This is a genomic window from Tissierella pigra, from assembly GCF_009695605.1.
Taxonomy (GTDB): Bacteria; Bacillota; Clostridia; order Tissierellales; family Tissierellaceae; genus Tissierella; species Tissierella pigra.
Genome location: NZ_VUNQ01000007.1, coordinates 33,004 through 53,127 on the forward strand (window position 1 = coordinate 33,004; position 20,124 = coordinate 53,127).

Sequence of the window (20,124 nt, forward strand, 5' to 3'; positions counted from 1 at the left end):
CCTCCTTTCCAAGCTAATTAATATAATTTAACTGTACAATTATGATATCCGATTTCTGATGTTGCTCCAATTACTGCATTTAGCTCACATTTTAAACTTCCGTCTTCCTCTAAGCAACCTTCCCATCCTCCTGCTAAAGTGGCTATTGCTTTATCATTTCCAATAACTCTATCTGCTGGTGGTAATGTAACTACGTGGCTAACATTTCCTGTAGATACTACTGCTATTGCTTCTTTTGCTGTATCTGCCAATGGTTGACTCATTCCATCCCAACCAGAACATTCATCAGTTATTAGTACTGTCTTTATTCCTGAGTCTTCTAATCTCTTACAAATCATTAATAAATCAGAGTCTGGGTTACCATAACCTTCTTCAGATATAATAACTCCATCTGCTCCTAAGCTCTTACATAATTTAGCTGTATAATCACAAGTTCTAAATTTACCTTCAAGAGTAGTTAGTTCTGGAGTAAGTATTACTCCTAAGAAATTAATAGTTTTTCCATGTTCTGCATATAAATCGAGAATCGCTGAGTTGTTTTGGTGTTGGTAAGTTGTTATCTTATCACAAGCCGCAACACAGTTACCACTAATTACTGCTCCATCTAATTCTTCGTTTGGATGTAGTAGTGTAGGTAATATTAATTGACTATTAACACCATATATATATCCATCATGAAGTAATCCTTGAGAAATAAGCATTTCCACATATGCTACTTTTGGTAGGTCTGGATATTTTTTGCTTTCTTCTGCATGGCTGCCCATTTCATATACTAATACCTCATCTGGCTCCACACTTCTACCTGCTTCTCCTACAAATTCAGCTGCTTTAAGTCCTGCTAATCTAACAGTTGTTTCATGAACATGTGGCGCTAATCCTTCCACTGGAATAATATCTACTACTAAATTAAAGGTTTGAGAAAATGGAGTCCATTTTGCACCTTCGCCCCACATATCAACTACTCCCTCTTGGAATCCTACTATATCTCCCACTGTTACAATTGCTGCACCATAAAGCACATTTACTTTTCCGTCTCCCAATTGAGCCATCTTTGTAGATACTCCAGGGAAACCATTTCCTTCTCCCTCAATTTTTACCCTTGGCTCAATAACGTCTTTTACTGGAATAATTCTTACTTTTTCTCCAGGTCTAGCTACGTCAAGCTTAACATCTTTAATTCTTTCGTCTTCTTTAAGCTTACTAATCAATTCCTCTTTATTTACTGTTAGAACTCCATTTTTTACAGTTGTTTCATTTCCTAATTGAATATCTTTAATATGGATTCTTCTAAGTTCAAGTTTCAAGGAAAGTCACCTCCGCTTTATTTTAAATTTTTTAATTATAAACTCTTTCATATTCATCTAATGCAGATTTCAATAATTCAGCATCAATCAAAGCATAGTCTTCACCATTTACCACGTCTACATTTCTAACACTCATATGTTTTTGGTAATTCACGATACTATTTTCAATTGTTTCTGCATAAATATTATTTGTTTTATCTATATTCTCCCTTACAATAATCGAACGATATGGGGAGAAAAACATTCTTAAACTTGCTCCTAGAGGATGATTAATAAGCTCAAAACCTGTATGCACTAAGTCTCTTACCTTAAATAATACATCTTCAAAACTGCCTTCAACAAAGATTACTTCTTTATAGTCCTTCTTAACATTTGGATTATTAGTTACTATTTGATAACTCATATTATTTTTCATAGATTTCCCTCCTCTTATTGTTTTTTTGGGATCTATATTAAACAGAATTAATTATTAAAACTTCGTATATTCATCTCTCATACCTTTTACTTCTGAAACGATTTCATCAACTTCAAGAACCATTTCCATCATACCAATTTGTTCATCGTATACATCAGCATCTACTGATTCTTTGAATTCTGGTTCTACTGCATGATAAACCTTAAGTCCCAACGGAACCCCTGCTAATGGACCTGCAAAAGTTGGGTCTCCTGCTGTAACTGTTTCAGCTGCTAATCCTGCTGATTCAGCTTCTGCTCCACCGATTAATACTAGCATATTTTCTGCTCCGTATTTTTCAGTTAAATCTTTAACCCTTTTTTGATTTTCCAAATCCATTGCACCTGCAGCCGTTCAGACAAAACATTCTGTTGCTGAAAATACTACTTCTGCAGGAGTGGTTTTTATACATTCTTCCATAGCTGGTCCTGGTATACCATCTCTGTCACCAATAATGATAACTTTTGTGTTTTCATTAAATATTGACATTTTGCCACTTCCTTTCTTTTTGTTTGATATATGTTTTTCATTTGTTTCTTAATTATATTCTATATGTTTTTTAATTGTATTTCAAGTGTATTTTAATAAAATTATAAAACTTTCTTCAAAAAAATTAAAAAGCTTCAATTTTGAATGATCTAAACCATCTAAAATTGAAGCTTTCTTTAAAATTCTATAACATTTCTTTTTTTATTTTAAAAACAAATTCATCTATATGTTCCCTAGCATATTGTTCTACTTTATCTAAATCTTTCTCCTTTATTCCCTCTAATACTTTTCCTAAAGTATGACTAAATAAATCAATACTATCAAAATACTGCTCACAATAATGCCACAATCTTTCTGTATGATAATGTAAAGATGTCAAGATGTCTTGTAACCACGGATTACCACAGGATGAAAGTATAATACTATGAAATTGCTCGTCATCATTAATGGCATTTTGATAATCTTTACCTATATCATAGTTTTCAAACCTTAGCATAATTTCTTCAAGTTCTTTTACTTTTTCTTCACTTATTCTTTCTACTGCAAGTCTTGAAGCAAAAGGGTCTAGCTCTCTAGTCACTTCAAATATATACTTCATCTGTTTAAAGTCAATAGGTGTAACTTGAGCTCCAAATCTTGGCACAATATTTAAAAGTTTATCACTATGTAATAATTGAAAAACCTTTCTAATTGGTGTTCTACTTATATTAAATTCCTCTGCTAAATCTACTTCATTTAAAACTAATCCTGGTTCATATTCAAGATGTATAATCCTTGATTTTAATATTTCATATATCTTATCTGTATCTAGTTTAATATCGGTCATAATCATACCCCTTACTTAAAATTGTTATTAAGTATTATTATATTTGTTATACAAAAAATAATCAAATATAATAATTCCGATTCTCAGTATTATCACTAAAAATCGGAATTATTCAGACTAACCTATCCTAATTTCTCCACTACATTTTTCATCATCTTTCTTATGGGGAGATTATATGGACATCTAGTTTCACATAGCCCACACTCTATACAGTGAATCGCCCTATATTCCATGGCATCGTATCTGCTTTGAGCCCATTCCTTTAGATTATATCTTGTATAATATCCCTCCATCAAAAATTGAGTAGGTATATCTATTTTTTGAGGACAAGGTAGGCAATAGCCACATCTTCTACAAAATTCTGTTCCTAGGGAATTAGCTTCTTCTGATAAAATACTGCCTTCCTCTTCTGTCAGCTTTCTTATATTAATTCCTACTTCTGTATTAGATTTTACTTGATCCAAAGTATCCATCCCTGGAATAACTACAGATATATTTGGATTATCTACTATAAATCTAAGGGATAATTCCCCTTTAGTAATAGCACCTCCCGCTAAGGGTTTCATAACTATTACTCCTATATTCATATCCTTAGCTTTTTTAAACAATTCTTCTGCCTGACGTTCTACTGGATTATATGGACATTGTATAGTAGAAAATTTTCCTGTATCTATGGCTTTATCTAATATTTCTGGACTATGGGATGTAATCCCTATTTCTTTTATTATTTCCTTCTCTTTAGCTTCCTCCAATGCTTTAAATGCTCCGTTTTCACTCATAATGAAATCTAATTCTTCTAAGGTTCTAATATTATGAAATTGAAACAAATCTATATGGCTAGTTTTTAAGCTTTTTAAACTAGTATTTAATTCTTCTGTCATTCCATTGTAATCTCTTTTCATTGATTTTGTAGCTAATATAAATTTATCTCTGCCTATTTTCTCCAAGGCCTCTCCAATTAAACTTTCTGATTCATTGTATCCTCTGGCTGTATCTATAAAGTTTATTCCTCTGTTATAGGCCTCTTGAAGAAGCTCATGGGATAATTCCTTACCTACTCTTTGTATGGGAATTCCTCCGAAGCCAATAACAGATACATCTAAATTAGTCCTTCCTAGTTTTCGCTTTTCCATACTAATCCCCCTTATACTTCTATAAAACCCTTGCTTCTCCTTTGTATACAAGTCCTGTAGTACTATCTACCGTTACCATCTCTCCGTGTTCTAATAAAGTTGTAGCATTTTCTGCACCTACAATAGTTGTTTTATTAAGGTTTAACCCTACTATGGCTGCATGAGATGTAAGTCCACCTTGCTCAGTTATTATGGCAGAAGCTCTTTCAATAAATGGTATCATATCTCTATCTGTATCTCTCGTCACTATAATATCTCCATCCTTAAACTTCAATTCCAATTCTTCCTTATTGTTTGCAATACAAACTCTGCCTAAAGTAGAACCTTGACAAATTCCCATTCCTTTAATCAAAACTTTTCCTATTGTATGAACTTTAATAAGATTAGTAGAACCTGATGTTCCTACAGGAATTCCTGCTGTAATAACTACTAAATCTCCCTCTTTTACATATCCTCTATCTACTGCTGATTGTATAGATAGTTCTATTACATCATCTGTAGAGTTGCTATAAGGTGATAACACTGGATAAACTCCCCATACTAGAGATAGTCTTCTCATTACAGATTCTGTAGTTGTAGCTGCTATTATAGGTGATTTTGGTCTAAATTTAGATATTGCCTTTGAAGTATAACCTGAAGATGTTGCAGTAATTATGGCAGATGCTTCTAAATCCATTGCTGTAGTACATGTTGCCTTTCCTATTGCATTAGTAGTTGACACTTCTGCTATAGTAGTTTTTGATTTTAATATTTCTCCATAATTTAAAGAGTCTTCTGTTCTTGTGGCAATATTATACATTGTTCTTACAGATTCAATAGGATATTTTCCTGCGGCAGTTTCTCCAGATAACATAATTGCACTACTTCCATCAAGAATGGCATTGGCAACATCTGTTACTTCAGCCCTTGTAGGTCTAGGGTTTCTCATCATGGAATCTAACATTTGCGTAGCTGTAATAACTGGTTTTCCTGCTAAATTTGATCTTCTAATTAAATCTTTTTGAACTAATGGTATATCCTCTGTCTGTATCTCTACTCCTAAGTCTCCCCTAGCAACCATTATTCCATCAGATGCTAAAAGTATTTCATCTATATTATCTACGCCTTCTTGGTTTTCTATTTTTGAAATTATCTCTATAAAATCTGCATTATTGTCTTCTAGTATCTTTCTTATTTCCAAAACGTCAGATGCTTTCCTAACAAAAGATGCCGCTATGAAATCTATTCCATTTTCTATTCCAAACAATATATCGTCTGTATCCTTTCTAGTTACTGCTGGTAAATTGATTTTTACATTTGGTACATTTACACCTTTATGGTTCTTTAATGTTCCATTATTTAAAGCTACACATTTTATATCTGTTTCTCCTATTATTTCTATTACTTTAAATTCTACTAGTCCATCGTCTATTAAAATTCTACTATCTATTTTAACATCCTTTGGCAGTCCATCATAAGAAATAGATACAATAGTATCATCTCCTAGTATATCTCTAGTAGTTAAAGTAAATATATTACCCTCTTCAATTTCTATAGTACCATCTTTAAAATCTCCTAGTCTTATTTCTGGTCCCTTTGTATCTAGCATAATTCCTATAGGCATATTAAGTTCTTTTCTAACTTTCTTTATGGTATCTATTCTTTTTTTATGTTCTTCATGAGTACCATGGGAAAAGTTAAGCCTGCACACATTTAACCCATTTAAAAATAATTCCTTTAATACTTCCTCAGATTCAGATGCTGGCCCTATTGTACATACTATTTTTGTTTTTTTCATCTACTTTCCCTCCATTAGTTTGATTTTATATATATTATTAATCTAAGCTATATCGATAAAATCTTTGTAGTATCATACATTTCTATATCAAAACTTTTCTCCACTTTTAAAGCATCATTTATGTCCATATCTATTATGCTGTTACATTTAATTCCAAGGGCTCTTCCAGATTTCCCTTCCTTTAATAAATCTATGGCTTTGCTTCCCATTTTACTTGCTATAATTCTATCATAAGATGTAGGATTTCCTCCCCTTTGAATATATCCTAAAACTGTTACCCTAGTATCTATTCCGGTTTTCTCCTCAATTGCCTTAGATACATCATAAGCATTTCCTACTCCCTCTGCTAGGACAATAATATGATGTAGTTTTCCTCTATTTTTACCTTGTATGGCTTTTTTACATACTTCATCTATATTGAATTCTACTTCTGGCACTATTATACTTTCAGCTCCACCTGCAAGACCTGCATATAAAGCAATATCTCCACAGTGTCTACCCATAACTTCTATTACATTTGCTCTACCATGAGATGTGGATGTATCTCTGATTTTAGATATGGCATCTACTACTGTTTCTACAGCAGTGAAAAATCCAATGGTAAAATCAGAATATCCACAATCATTATCTATTGTACAAGGTATTCCTATAGTTGGTATGGAAGCATTTGATATTTCCCTTGCACCTTTAAGTGTACCGTCTCCTCCTAATACCACTAACCCGTCTATTCCAAATACTTCTAATACATTTAAAGCTTTCTTAAATCCTTTTTCTGTTTTAAATTCTTCTGATCTAGCAGATCTGAGCATAGTCCCTCCTCTATGTATTATATCTGCAACGGAAGAAAGATTCATTTCATATATATCTCCATTAATAAGTCCATTATATCCTTGTCTTATACCCATTACTTTAAATCCATTATATATCCCCGCTCTTACAACTGCTCTAATGGCTGCATTCATACCTGGTGCATCTCCGCCACTAGTCAGTATTCCTATAGTCTTCATTTAATTCCCCCTTATATAAATTAAATAATTCCTAATTCTATCATAGCCTCTTGAATATCTGCCGCTTCAAATTCTGGAGCTAATATTTCATATAGTTCGTCTTCACCTTCTTTAGTAAAATATTTTATCTTTACTAAAAAACCCTCTTGTCTCAATCTCTTTTCTATATCTCGAGCATTTTCTACTCCTGTAGTCATATGAACTGCTGTCCACATATTAAAGCACTCCTTTTAAATTCACAATTGATATTATTTAAGAAATTTTAACTGAATCTTCCCCAAGTAATGTTTTTAATTCTGATATTACATTTCTATTATTTATATCAATCCATAATTTCCTATCTGCTATTACAGTTTTTCTTTCTTTTTCAAGGTATAAATATACTGGTGTATCTCCAGTATATTTTATTAGAATAGCTTTAATCTTATCTAATATATTAACATGACTGTTGGATGATAGTTTTACATATATTTTTTCTTTTTTATGAATATTTAACTCAGATATTTTCTCAACTATAATCTTTGGTTCCTCTACTTCAGACATACTAATTTTACCCTGAATCACTATAATATTATCTTCTTTTAAATATTTATTATATCTTTCAAAAGTAGTAGGAAAAACTATACATTCTATGACACCATATAAGTCCTCTAAAGTAATAAACGCCATCATATTGTTGTTTTTAGTTATCTTATTTTTCTTTTCAACAATAATCCCACCTAATACTATTGTAGAGCCATCTTTTAATCCGTTTAGTTCTTTACCTATTTCATCATTTATATTTAGTAAATCAAAGGTTGTAGTAGTTGATACCTTTTCCAGTTCAGATTTATATGGTTCTAATGGATGACCCGATATATAAATTCCTACCATTTCCTTTTCCATTGTAAGCAATATATTTTTAGGAAATTCTTTTAAATCTGGTAAATTATCTTTTGAAACATTTTCATCTATAGTATCAAATATGGAAAATTGTCCTTCTATATTTCTTTTCCTATCAGCATGAATTCCATCTATTATCTTTTCATATATTGCCAGTAATTGTGCCCTATTTGCACCTAGACTATCCATGGCACCGCATTTAATCAAGGATTCTACTGCTCTTTTGTTCATTACAGATGAATCTACCTTTTCTATTCTTTCAATGAAATCTGTAAATGATTTAAATCTTCCTAGCTTTCTAGCATTTGCTATGGCATTTATAAAGTTTTCTCCTACATTTTTCACTGCTGATAATCCAAATCTAATTTTATTTTTAGATACAGTAAATTTATTGTAGGATTCATTTATATCTGGTGACAATATATCTATTCCAAGTCTTTTGCATTCTTGTATATAAAGTGATACTTGGTTAGTATTCCCCATAACAGAAGAAATAAGAGCTGCCATAAATTCCACTGGATAATAATATTTTAAATATGCAGTTCTATATGCTACTACTGCATAAGCAGCTGAATGTGCTTTAGGAAAGGCATATTTAGCAAAATCAATCATTAAATCATATATTTTATTTGCAGATTTCTCATCTATACCATTTCTTATGGCACCATTTATGATTACTTCTCCATTTTCATCAGTTTCACCATATACAAATCGTTTTCTTTCCTTTTCCATTACATCCATTTTCTTTTTACTCATGGCACGTCTTACTAAATCTGCTCCTCCAATAGTAAAACCACCTATATCTCTTACAATCTTCATGACCTGTTCTTGATAAACTATACAACCATAAGTCATATCTAATATGGGTATAAGTCTTGAATGTAAATACTCAATTTTTGAAAAATCATGTTTAGATGCAACAAACTGTGGAATCTGATTCATAGGTCCTGGTCTAAATAAAGCATTGGCGGCTATAAGGTTTTCAAATACATTTGGTCTTAGCTCCCTAAGAAATGCCCTCATTCCAGGGGACTCAAACTGAAATATGCCTAGAGTTTCAGCCTTTGCAAACATTTCAAGTACAAGTGGATCTTCATGATTTATATTACTTAAATCAAGTTTTATTCCATGATTTTCTTCCACTAAATTAACAGCGTCTCTAATTACAGTTAAGGTTCTCAAACCTAAAAAATCCATTTTTAATAATCCTAATTCTTCTAATTCTACCATATTAAATTGGGTAGATACGGCATCTCCATTTTTCAGAAGAGGAACATAGCTTGTCACAGGGTCTTTAGATATAACCACTCCTGCAGCATGGGTTGATGTGTGTCTAGGCAACCCTTCTACTGCCTTAGCCACATCTATTAACCTCCGAACATTTTCATTTTCATCATAACTGTCTTTTAATGATTTATTTACTTCTAGAGCTTTAGATATTGTCATACCTAATTCCATTGGTATTTGTTTTGCAATATAATCTACTTCACCATAAGGCATATTTATTGCCCTGCCTACATCTCTTATGGAGCCTCTAGCTGCCATAGTACCAAAGGTAACTATTTGCGCTACATGGTCTATTCCATATTTATCTATAACATATTGAATAACTTCTTCTCGTCTTTCATAACAAAAATCTATATCTATATCAGGCATAGATACTCTTTCTGGATTTAAAAATCTTTCAAATATCAACCCATATTCCAATGGGTCTATATCTATAATCTTAAGAGCATAAGAAACAACACTTCCAGCAGAAGAACCTCTTCCTGGACCTACCATTATGCCATTGTCCTTAGCAAACTTTATAAAATCCCATACAATAAGAAAATAGTCTGTATATCCCATTTGAGTTATAACATTAAATTCATATTCAAATCTATCTTGTACTTCTGGAGTAATTTCTTTATATCTTTCTTGTAATCCTTCAGAACACAGTTTCTTTAGATATTCTATATTTGTATATCCATCTGGTACCTTATATTCAGGTAAGTGCAATGTATCAAAATCCAACTCCACATTACATCTATCTGCAATCCATGCAGTATTTTCTAGAGCTTGTAAATTGTCTCCAAAAATATTTCTCATTTCTTCTGGTGATTTTAAATAAAATTCATTTGTAGGAAACTTCATTCTGTTGGTTTCCTCTACTGTACTTGCTGTTTGTATACATAATAAAATATCATGAACTTCTGCATCTTGTTTTCTTAGATAATGTACATCATTTGTGGCTACTAATCCTATGTCCATTTCCTTAGATATTTTTATTAGTTCTCTGTTTACACTTCTTTGCTCTTCAATTCCATGATCTTGTAATTCAAGAAAGAAATTATTCGGACCAAATATCTCTTTATATAATAGCGATATTTCTTTAGCTTTATCTATATTGTTATTCATTATATGCTTTTGTACTTCTCCTCCTAGACAAGCTGATAGAGCTATAATCCCTTTACTATATTTTTTAAGTATATCATGGTCTATTCTAGGTTTATAATAAAATCCATTTATATATGCTTCTGATACTATTTTCATTAGATTTTCATAACCATGTTTATTTTCTGCCAAAAGCACTAAATGGTATTGATTCTTATCCTTTGGCTCTCTTTCAGTATATTTATCTATAGCCACATAAACTTCAGAGCCAAGTATTGGTTTAATTCCTTGTCTCTTAGCTTCTTTATAAAATTGAATAACTCCAAACATAGAGCCATGATCTGTTATGGCTATGGATTCCATACCTAATTCCTTAGTTCTAGAAATTAAGTCTTTTATTCTAATGGAACCATCTAATAAGCTATATTCAGTATGGACATGTAAATGACTAAATTTATCTTTATACATCTTTATATCCCTTTCTAATTATTTATATAGATATATCTTATCATAAAACAAAAGATTTCCCTATACTGAGGAAATCTTTTAATTCATAATTCAAAATTCAAAATTGATATAATCCTATCTATGTCCGAGTTTATCAATTACATTTTCTATTAAAGATAAATCTATAACTCTAAAATCATCTAAAACGCTTTCTACCCAATCAGGAGTAGGTTTATTAGTTTGAAACTTTTTAGCTGTCTCTATACTTTCTTCAACTATTAACATTCCACTTGTATCAAGGCTTCCTTTATCCTTTGAAATCATAACTGTTTTATAAGGTGTTTCATTAGGCTTTATACTTCCTGATAGTGGATGAGTAAGTAATTGATGACCTTCATGAATTTTATCTCTTATGAACTCCAATAACTGTATATAATTAAGTTCCTCTTTATAAATCATATCCATTTTATCCTTATACTTCTCATATACATAAGGATTGTTTGTAACTATAAAATTAGACATTGTTCCTATCTCCTCTCAACTTATCTGCTAGTTCTTCTATTTTTCTAAATCTATGATTAACTCCAGATTTCCCAACAGGTGGTTCCAGCATCATACCTATTTCTTTTAGACTAGCTTCACTATACTCTAATCTAAGTCTTGCAACCTCCCTCAAATTTTCTGGTAGTTTTTCCAAACCAATAGTATTTTTAATGTATTTTATACTTTCTACTTGTCTCATAGAAGCATCTATGGTTTTACTTAAATTTGCAGTTTCACAGTTTACTATTCTGTTAATATTATTTCTCACATTTTTTAATACTCGAATGTCTTCAAGCTTTAAAAGCGCCTGGTGTGCTCCTATGATATTTAATAAATCTACTATTTGTTCACCTTCCTTAATATATACTACATAGTTTTCCTTTCGAATAACTATTTTGGAATTTAATCCAAAGGAATTGATTACATTAGATAAATCTATAGCATGTTCCTCATTACTGGTTACAAATTCAAGATGGTAAGTCTTTTCTGGATTACTAATAGAACCTCCACCTAAAAATGCACCTCTAATATAGGAACGTCTACAACATCTGTTCTTTATGAGTTCTTCTGGAATTGTAAAATTGGGATTAAAAACACTTGACTCATCTCTAATAAATCCTATATCTTCTAATATTTTTCTTGATATATCTTTATTATTGATTATTATTAAATAATTATTATTTTTCTTTAGCTGTTTATTTCTTCTAACCATTACCTCTACTTCAGTATTGTAAATTGCCTTCAATAGAGAAAAAATCCTTCTGGCAATGGCGGCGTTTTCAGTAGTAAATTTTAGATTAATCTTTTTCATTCCTGATATTTGTATAGTGCCATTCATTCGTACAAGAGCCGCTAGTTCTGCCATCGCACAACATCGATCCGTTAAAGGTATTCTAGACAATTCATTTTTAGTTGTGGCTGAAAATGACATTTAATCACCTCAATTCATATCTACAACATCTTTAATCCCTTAATAATAATATTTTTTTCATCTTGATACCTTACTAAATTTTTAGCCTTATCTATATGAACAAACATTGCATCTACAAATCCTTCTTTTTTTTGCGGAGTACAATCCATACTATTTGTTTTCATTAAATACCAATGAACAGTTTTATAAACCATTTCATTCTCTTTTAAATTTTTATATTTATAATGAACCATACCTATATATTTTACAGCTTCAGCTTTTACTCCAGATTCCTCTAAAACTTCTCTTAAAGCTGTTTCCTTTAAAGTCTCGTCTTTTTCTACTCTTCCCTTAGGTAGTACCCAATCACCATTAAATTTTTTTAAAAGTAATATGGTGTTGCCAAATGTTACCACACCTCCAGCACTTACTTCTTCCATCATTGAAACCAACTCCCAATATATTAATTAAATTATTCCCAAGAAACATATAATCTAATTATACTATATTATTGCTAGATTTGCTAAATGATTTTGACTTATAATTACAATAGCAATATAATATATCTATAGACATTTTAGAAAGTGAGGAGATAAACATGAAATATTTAACTGAAAACTTGATACAACTACTTAACATTCCAAGTCCCACTGGAAATACAGAAAGAGCTATAGTTTTTATAGAAGAAAAGTTTAGAGAATTAAATATTCCTACAGTAAGAACAAATAAAGGTGCTTTAATAGCTACAATTGAAGGAAAAAATAAGGATAAAGAAGTAACATTATCTGGCCATGTAGACACTTTAGGTGGAATGGTAAAAGAAATAAAAGGAAATGGAAAACTTAAAATTACTCAATTAGGTGGATATGTTTGGAGTACAATAGAAGGTGAACATGTAACTATTGAAACTATTGAAGGAAAAACTTATACTGGTACTATAATGACTACTAAAGCTTCCTCACACGTTCATGGGGAAGGCACTAAGACTATTGAAAGAAATGCAGATAATATGGAAATTAGAATAGATGAAAGGGTTTTCTCAAAAGAAGATACTTTGAATCTTGGTATCAATGTAGGAGATTTTGTATTCTTTGATCCAAGAGCAGTAGTTACTGAATCAGGTTTTATTAAATCAAGACATTTAGATGATAAAGCTGGAGTTATATCTTTATTGGGTATGGCAAAATATCTAGTTGAAAATAATATCACTCCTAACTATACAACTAACTTCTTTATATCTACTTACGAAGAAGTTGGACATGGTGCTTCTACTTCTATACCTGAAAAAACTTTTGAATTCATAGCAGTGGATATGGCAGCTCCTGGAGAGGGACAAACTTCTGATGAATTTTCAGTTACAATTTGTGCTAAAGACAGTACAGGTCCTTATGATTATGACCTTAGAAAAAGACTTGTTAATCTAGCTAAAGAAAATAATATAAATCACCAAATAGACATATATCCATTCTATGGTTCTGATGGATCTGCTGCTCTTAGAGCTGGATATGATATTAAGGTAGGTTTAATTGGACCTGGAGTTGACGCTTCCCATAGCTTTGAAAGAACTCATATTGAAGCAATTGACAGCACTATAAAATTAGGAATAGCATATTTAACTAAGTAATTATACTATAACATAGTTTTACATTATGAATTAAACACTGGACTAAAGTATATTTTTTGTTCAGTGTTTATTTTTTAAAAACTTGATTCCAGTATTATCCAACGATTATAAGTTTTTATTTGGGGAATATATAATTAGAGGTGATTTTATGACTGTAAATGAAAGATTTATTATAAATTTACAAGGCAAATCCTTTGTAACTTATGAAGGGCTTCTTGATTTGGCACATCAAATGAATCTTCTCTCTTTAGAAGTAGAGATAATCCAAATACCTACTAATGAGAATAATATGACAGCCATATGTAAGGCAATAGCCACTACAGAAAATGAACGATTTCAAGATATAGGAGATGCCTCTCCACGGTCTGTTAATTCTGCATTAGCTCCTCATCTAATTAGAATGGCTTCTACTCGTGCTAAAGCTAGGGTTCTTAGGGACTTAACCAATGTAGGTATGACTGCAGTGGAAGAATTGTCTATTGAGGAATCAGTAGTATCTGATGGAGAAGAAAATTATCCAATTTCTTCAGAAGAACCTCCTACTCCTAGGCAGATAGAAACTATAAAAAAATTAGCTGGTGAACTAAACTATCAGGTAAATTATGATACATTGACTAAAAAAACTGCTGGAAATATTATATCTAGATTAATAGATGAAAAGAAAAAATAAGCACCTTTGCTTATTTTTCTTTTTTTGCTATTTCCATTAATAGTCTGCTTAATTCAATATTATCATGCCTAATATATTCTTTTCTAATATCTATTAACTTAGACCCTATTAGCTTTATATTTTTAGATCTCAATATTTCTTCGTCTTTTACCCCCATTAAAACAGCCTTAGAACCATCCATTACATATTTTTCAAGTATATAATAAGGTACTTCTTCTGTATTGGCTATTACATAGTCTAAGAAATCTAAAGTACTATGTTTTAGTATTGCATCTACATGGTCTAGTACATCATACTCATCAGTTTCTCCTGGTTGAGTCATGACATTTGTAATATATACTTTAGGTGCCTTTGCATTGTAGATTGTATCCACTATATCATTTACTAAAAGATTTGGTATAACGCTGGTATATAAACTTCCAGGACCTAAAACTATAATATCTGCCTCATTAATTGCTTCTACAGATTCCTCTAAGGGATATGATATTTTAGGATCAGTATAAATATAATCTATTCTGCTTCCTTCTTTTATTGCATCAATTGGTATATGGGATTCTCCTTTAAGGGTAGAGCCATTTTCAAGTACTGCACAAAGTTTTACATCTTCTAATGTCATAGGAAGTACCTTTCCAGTAACGGCTAATACATTACTGGTTTCTTTTACTGCCTTTTCAAAACTTCCATATATTTCATTCATGGCCGCTATAAATAAATTACCAAAATTTTGTCCTTTTAATATTCCATCTGTAAATCTATATTGTAAAAGTTTTTCCATGGTAGGTTCTGTATTTGCAAGGGCAAGTATACAGGAACGAATATCTCCTGGAGGAAGCATACCCAAGTCTTCTCTAAGCTTTCCAGAACCTCCCCCATCATCAGCTACAGTAACTATGGCTGTAATATTTGATGTAAATCCTTTTAATCCTCTTAGTAAGACTGATAGCCCTGTACCTCCGCCTATAACCACAAATTTAGGTCCCATGGACAATTTCTTTTTTATTTCTACATCCTTCATAAATATTCCCCTTTATTTTAATCTATTATCTCTATGATCTACTGCTGCTCTATGTCCATTAGCTGTTAGTATCTCGGCAATTTTATTTGCTATTGCCACTGATCTATGGACTCCACCAGTACATCCTATTCCTAAAATTAACTGTGTTTTTCCTTCCCTCGTATAATGAGGAATTAAAAACTCTAACATATCTATGGTTTTTGATATAAAAATATTAGTTTCTGGCCATCCAAATACATAATCTTTTACATTTTGATCTTTTCCTGTAAACTCTCTTAATTCTGGAATATAAAAAGGATTTGGAATAAATCTTACATCAAATATTAAATCACCATCTAATAAGGTTCCATGTTTAAATCCAAAAGAAATTACTGAAATAGATATATTTCTAGATTTCTTTCCCTTTAAAATAATATTTGACATTTCTTCCTTCAACATCCCTAAGGTTAAATTAGATGTATCTATTATATAGTCAGCTCTCTTTTTTACCTCATTTAACATTTCCCTTTCTTCCTTAATTCCTTCACTAATACTTCCTTCTGGATTTAAGGGGTGAGGTCTTCTTAATTCTTTATATCTTTTTATTAAAACATTATCAGCTGCATCAAGAAAAAGTATCTTATATGTTATACCTCTAGTTTTAAGTTCTTCTAAACCTTTAAATAAATGATCAAAGAATTCTCCTGAACGAATATCTACTACTACTGCTACCTTATCAATATCTTTTCTCAGCTCATAACATAACTCTACAAAATTTGGTAAAAGTGCAGGAGGCAAGTTATCCATACAATAATAACTCATGTCTTCCATTACCTTCATTGCCTGAGATTTACCAGCTCCTGACATTCCACTAATCAATAAAAACTCCATAATTACACCTCATTAGTTTATCTCTATATTTTTTATCCTATTAAGAGGTAAGTTTGCCTCTTTTGCCTTTCTTATGGCATTTTCCACATTTCCTACATCTTCAGGTCTATGGGCATCACTATTTACCATATAGACTATATCCATATCCAATAAAAGCTTGATACTCTCCACCGATAACTGACTATGCTTTGAACTTATTTCTAGTGCAGTACCATATTTTTTTGTTTCCTTCCCAAGCTCTACTATATCTACCTTTGCCTTAGAACCTGGGTGAGAAATCATATCTATAGGATATTTCCTCAATGCCCTTATATAAGCTTTAGTATTCAGTTCTATAGCTTTTTTTTCGCATATGGACAAACACTTGGATAATGGATTTAATCCATATAACCCTAAACCATCTCTAATTCCTTTTGGAGTTGCACCATAGTGATAGCCCATAATCAGAAAGTCTATATATTTAAGAGATTCTTCCTCTATATCAATAGTACCATCTAAACCTATTAAATTAGACTCTACTCCAAGTAAAATTTTAAGTCCTTTAGGTATAAACTCCTCATTTAATCTATTTATTTCCTCCCTAACAGCAGGAATCCTCTTTTCTCTAAGACCATAAAGATAATGAGAAGGTCCATGTTCAGTAATTGCAATTTCTCTAAGTCCCTTAGATAAAGCAACCTCTGCATTATCTCTTATGGTGCCTGTTGCATGTTTGCCTTCTTTTCTAAACCCACTGCTATATACAGTATGAGTATGGTAATCACCAATTAGTTTTATCATCTAATCCTCTCCCAATAACTTTATCTCCGTTTCTAATTCCACACCATGGTTATCTTTAACTACTTTCTGAATAACAGATATTAGATGTAATATATCCTTACAAGTGGCATTATCTACATTTACTACAAATCCACAGTGTTTTTCTGAAACTTGAGCACCCCCATGTCGTAGTCCACGCAGTCCTGCATCCTCAATTAATTTTCCAGCAAAATGTCCCTCTGGTCTTTTAAATGTGCTACCTCCACTTGGCAGCTCAAGTGGTTGTTTAGATGTTCTTCTACAGGTCAAATCTTTCATTACCTCTTCAATAGCTGAATATTCTCCCACTTCTAAATCTAACTCTACACCAAGGACAATTAATCCTTCATCCCATACTCTGCTGTTTCTATATCTAAAATTCATTTCTTCGTTTGTATATTCCCTAATTTGGTTATTTTTGTCCAACACTCTAACCATTTTAACTACATCTTTCATTTCCCCTCCATAGGCTCCTGCATTCATTGTAATTGCTCCTCCTATGGTACCTGGTATACCAGATGCAAATTCAAAGTTTTTCAGACTATGTTTTAAAGCTAATTTACTAGCAGTAGATAGTAATGCTCCAGCCTGACAATATATTTTAGTTCCGTCTACTGTTAATTCATTAAACCCTTCATTTACTTTAATTACAACACCTCTTATACCTCCATCTCTAACAAGTAAATTGCTTCCATTTCCCATGATTAAAAAATCTATATTATTTTCTCTACAGAATATAATTACATTTATTAGTTCTTCTTCATTAGATGGAATAATCATTACATCTGCTGGACCACCTATTTTAAAGGTAGTATGATTTCTCATTGGTTCATTAAATAAAATTTTTCCAAAAGATTTATTTTCAAAGATTTCTTGTAGTCCTTTTATTTTCAAGTAAATCACCCCTTGTGTATTGTCTTTATCTTTATTATTGTACCAAATTTAGCCTAGTATTACTAATTTATTTTATACCCATTACATTATAATATTCTTAAAATCCTTTGTTTATGTACAATAAAAAGTAGGGCATATAAGCCCTACCTAGTTATAGTTATATATTCTTTTTCTTTAGAAATTTCATATAATAAAAAATAAATAATATAGAAGTATGAAAGTATCTCCCATCTATTTATTATAAATTATAATAAAATTTAACTACTTTTAGAAAAAAATCAATGATATAAAAATGTCAAATTTCTATTTCCTAGTATATTTATTTACTAATAATAAAACCCTTTCAAGAGTATCATTATCTCCTACCCATATATCTGGAAAAAATCCAACTCCCTCTTTATGGATTTTTTCATCATATATACTTAACACACGCCCAAACTGAAAATTTATTTTAGAGCTATAAAGCCTTCCTTCAACATATCTATCGCTTAATGTAACTCCTCCAGTATTTGTACCTACAAAAACTATATTTTCTAAATTATATAGAAATTCTACAAAAGATTCACCTGAAGAAGCTGTTCTTTTATCAACTAATACAAAAATAATATTATTATTTTTTATTTTAGTATTGCTTCCCAAGGATATACCCCATTGATTTATATTTGATTCTATTTTTTGTTTTTCATTTTCTATTATTTCTTTAATATATTCATCATCATAATCAGTATCTATATTTTGTAAATATTTCTCAGTGATATAACTGTTTACTTTGCTATATAAAGTAGCAGTTGTACAAATTTTCTTAGGACTTTCTCCTGTAAAGTTAGTAAACCACTTAATTCCTAGGGTATCTTGCCCTCCAGAATTTCCTCTAATATCAATAATACTAATGGGGTATTGATTTATCACACTAGGTGTCTCTATAAAGATAGTATTATTTTCTTTCTCTACCATAGTTCTCAGAGATATTATTGGAATATTCCCTTCAATTTTTTCATTGAAAACTTTATCATTTTCTATGTCTAAAATTTTAGCCTCTTTCAATTTTATTGTCTTTAGTATTTCCCTATTATCTTCATCAAATAATTTTACATTTAAAGTTAAAGTCTGTCCTAATGATTGAACCTTACCTAGATAATAAATTAAATCCCCTTCTTTATTTATAGATAATTTTAAATAGTCATCATATTTTTTTCTATTATCAATATCTTTTAGATAATATCTAATATTATCTATATATGTATAATATCCTTTTCTAGGATCTAATAAAAATTCTAATTCGTCGTTATGAAAATAATACTTTTTATCTACAAGCTGATGTCCATTTATGGAAAAATGAGCATCTTGAATAAAATTTAAGTTGTCTATTAGTATATCTGAAAAATATTCTGCTGTTAATGTATCCGCATTTATTTCATTAATGGTATTGATGGTACTAAATTTGGCATTATTAAAAATTTGGTCTCCACCAAAAAATGTATATGGAGCATATGAATATTTTAGAAAATCAAATAAATAATCTACATCTTTTATGGCTTGGACTTTAGTAATTTGTCTATATGGATTAAATTTTTCATCAAGAGAATTCATATCATACTCTGTCAACAAATCTATATCTTCATTACTTAAACCTATTTCGTCTTTATTAAAATTATAAATAAATCTACTTAAATCATCTATAACTTCATGAGAGCTAACCCGACTTGTATTTATTTCTTTTAACAAATCATTTATGCTCTCCATATGTTTCCCCTTTGAACAACCAGATAATAAAATAGTACATAGAGAAACTATAATTAGCATAAAATAATTCATATTTAGCACCTCCATCTTGAAATTATACACTAAACACTACTATTTAAATTAACCTGTTGTGCTATATAAAATTAATTATCTATAGGAACAGTTTGGTAATATATAAGGCTAGACTATCTTTAGGAAATCATAATCCAAATATTATGACCTAAAATTTTAGTTCTTAGTCTAGTTATTAAGCACCATAGAGACTTAGCTTTAACTTTATTTAGATTAAGCTGCTCAGTCAATTGAGAGAATGAGATCTCTATCCTTCTTCTAGCTTTAAAAATTAACTGTCGAAGCGGCTGTGG

At 30.8% G+C, this 20,124-nt stretch carries 19 protein-coding genes; 2 read left to right on the forward strand and 17 right to left on the reverse strand.

Translation table 11 applies throughout. The features are described from left to right. Positions 1-17: 17 nt before the first annotated feature. The 12 genes from FYJ83_RS04655 to FYJ83_RS04710 form a co-directional block, all read right to left on the reverse strand. The gene (locus FYJ83_RS04655; protein ID WP_154439172.1) at positions 18-1,304 is read right to left on the reverse strand and encodes a glycine/sarcosine/betaine reductase component B subunit; all 1,287 of its coding nucleotides are present in this window, start codon (positions 1,302-1,304) and stop codon (positions 18-20) included. A 31-nt stretch (positions 1,305-1,335) separates the two neighbouring features. Further along, entirely contained in the window at positions 1,336-1,719 is a 384-nt protein-coding gene (locus FYJ83_RS04660) for a GrdX family protein (protein WP_229768490.1), read from the reverse strand. Between the two features lie 54 nt (positions 1,720-1,773). Beyond that, positions 1,774-2,247 (reverse strand): glycine/sarcosine/betaine reductase complex selenoprotein A, encoded by a 474-nt coding sequence (gene grdA, locus FYJ83_RS04665; protein WP_154439173.1) that lies wholly within the window; start codon positions 2,245-2,247, stop codon positions 1,774-1,776. A 184-nt stretch (positions 2,248-2,431) separates the two neighbouring features. After that, positions 2,432-3,073 carry a GntR family transcriptional regulator gene (locus FYJ83_RS04670; protein WP_154439174.1) on the reverse strand — a complete coding sequence of 214 codons (642 nt, stop codon included), beginning with the start codon at positions 3,071-3,073 and terminating at the stop codon, positions 2,432-2,434. 122 nt (positions 3,074-3,195) lie between these two features. After that, positions 3,196-4,206, reverse strand: coding sequence for an aldo/keto reductase (locus tag FYJ83_RS04675; RefSeq protein WP_154439175.1), 1,011 nt, complete (start codon positions 4,204-4,206; stop codon positions 3,196-3,198). A 19-nt stretch (positions 4,207-4,225) separates the two neighbouring features. Next, positions 4,226-5,983, reverse strand: a complete 1,758-nt coding sequence (gene pyk / locus FYJ83_RS04680; RefSeq protein WP_154439176.1) for a pyruvate kinase — start codon at positions 5,981-5,983, stop codon at positions 4,226-4,228. 47 nt (positions 5,984-6,030) lie between these two features. After that, entirely contained in the window at positions 6,031-6,990 is a 960-nt protein-coding gene (gene pfkA / locus FYJ83_RS04685) for a 6-phosphofructokinase (protein WP_154439177.1), read from the reverse strand. Positions 6,991-7,010: 20 nt separating this feature from the next. Then, entirely contained in the window at positions 7,011-7,205 is a 195-nt protein-coding gene (locus tag FYJ83_RS04690) for a hypothetical protein (protein WP_154439178.1), read from the reverse strand. 37 nt (positions 7,206-7,242) lie between these two features. Continuing rightward, positions 7,243-10,713, reverse strand: coding sequence for a DNA polymerase III subunit alpha (locus FYJ83_RS04695; RefSeq protein ID WP_154439179.1), 3,471 nt, complete (start codon positions 10,711-10,713; stop codon positions 7,243-7,245). 114 nt (positions 10,714-10,827) lie between these two features. After that, complete coding sequence (locus tag FYJ83_RS04700) at positions 10,828-11,214, reverse strand: GrdX family protein (RefSeq protein ID WP_154439180.1); 387 nt, start codon at positions 11,212-11,214, stop codon at positions 10,828-10,830. Next, positions 11,207-12,166, reverse strand: coding sequence for a DNA-binding protein WhiA (whiA, locus tag FYJ83_RS04705; RefSeq protein ID WP_154439181.1), 960 nt, complete (start codon positions 12,164-12,166; stop codon positions 11,207-11,209). Before whiA ends, FYJ83_RS04700 begins: the two co-directional genes overlap by 8 nt. 20 nt (positions 12,167-12,186) lie before the next feature. Further along, positions 12,187-12,588, reverse strand: coding sequence for an NUDIX hydrolase (locus FYJ83_RS04710; protein ID WP_154439182.1), 402 nt, complete (start codon positions 12,586-12,588; stop codon positions 12,187-12,189). Positions 12,589-12,743: 155 nt separating this feature from the next. Here FYJ83_RS04710 and FYJ83_RS04715 point away from each other — a divergent pair, with 155 nt between their 5' ends. Continuing rightward, the gene (locus tag FYJ83_RS04715) at positions 12,744-13,769 is read left to right on the forward strand and encodes a M42 family metallopeptidase (protein ID WP_154439183.1); all 1,026 of its coding nucleotides are present in this window, start codon (positions 12,744-12,746) and stop codon (positions 13,767-13,769) included. Between the two features lie 148 nt (positions 13,770-13,917). After that, positions 13,918-14,439 (forward strand): hypothetical protein, encoded by a 522-nt coding sequence (locus FYJ83_RS04720; protein ID WP_154439184.1) that lies wholly within the window; start codon positions 13,918-13,920, stop codon positions 14,437-14,439. Between the two features lie 10 nt (positions 14,440-14,449). On the opposite strand, the gene FYJ83_RS04725 is transcribed toward FYJ83_RS04720, so the two are convergent. From FYJ83_RS04725 to FYJ83_RS04745, 5 genes are all read right to left on the reverse strand, one after another. Further along, positions 14,450-15,454, reverse strand: a complete 1,005-nt coding sequence (locus FYJ83_RS04725; protein WP_154439185.1) for a gluconeogenesis factor YvcK family protein — start codon at positions 15,452-15,454, stop codon at positions 14,450-14,452. A 12-nt stretch (positions 15,455-15,466) separates the two neighbouring features. Next, positions 15,467-16,324 (reverse strand): RNase adapter RapZ, encoded by an 858-nt coding sequence (gene rapZ / locus FYJ83_RS04730; RefSeq protein ID WP_154439186.1) that lies wholly within the window; start codon positions 16,322-16,324, stop codon positions 15,467-15,469. A gap of 12 nt (positions 16,325-16,336) precedes the next feature. Next, on the reverse strand, positions 16,337-17,104 hold the full coding sequence (locus tag FYJ83_RS04735; RefSeq protein WP_154439187.1) for a PHP domain-containing protein: 768 nt from the start codon (positions 17,102-17,104) through the stop codon (positions 16,337-16,339). Then, the gene (gene murB, locus FYJ83_RS04740; protein WP_154439188.1) at positions 17,105-18,016 is read right to left on the reverse strand and encodes a UDP-N-acetylmuramate dehydrogenase; all 912 of its coding nucleotides are present in this window, start codon (positions 18,014-18,016) and stop codon (positions 17,105-17,107) included. A 303-nt stretch (positions 18,017-18,319) separates the two neighbouring features. Beyond that, a complete protein-coding gene (locus FYJ83_RS04745) occupies positions 18,320-19,831 on the reverse strand; it encodes a S41 family peptidase (protein WP_195837918.1) in 1,512 nt (503 codons plus the stop codon). Between the last annotated feature and the right edge of the window lie 293 nt (positions 19,832-20,124).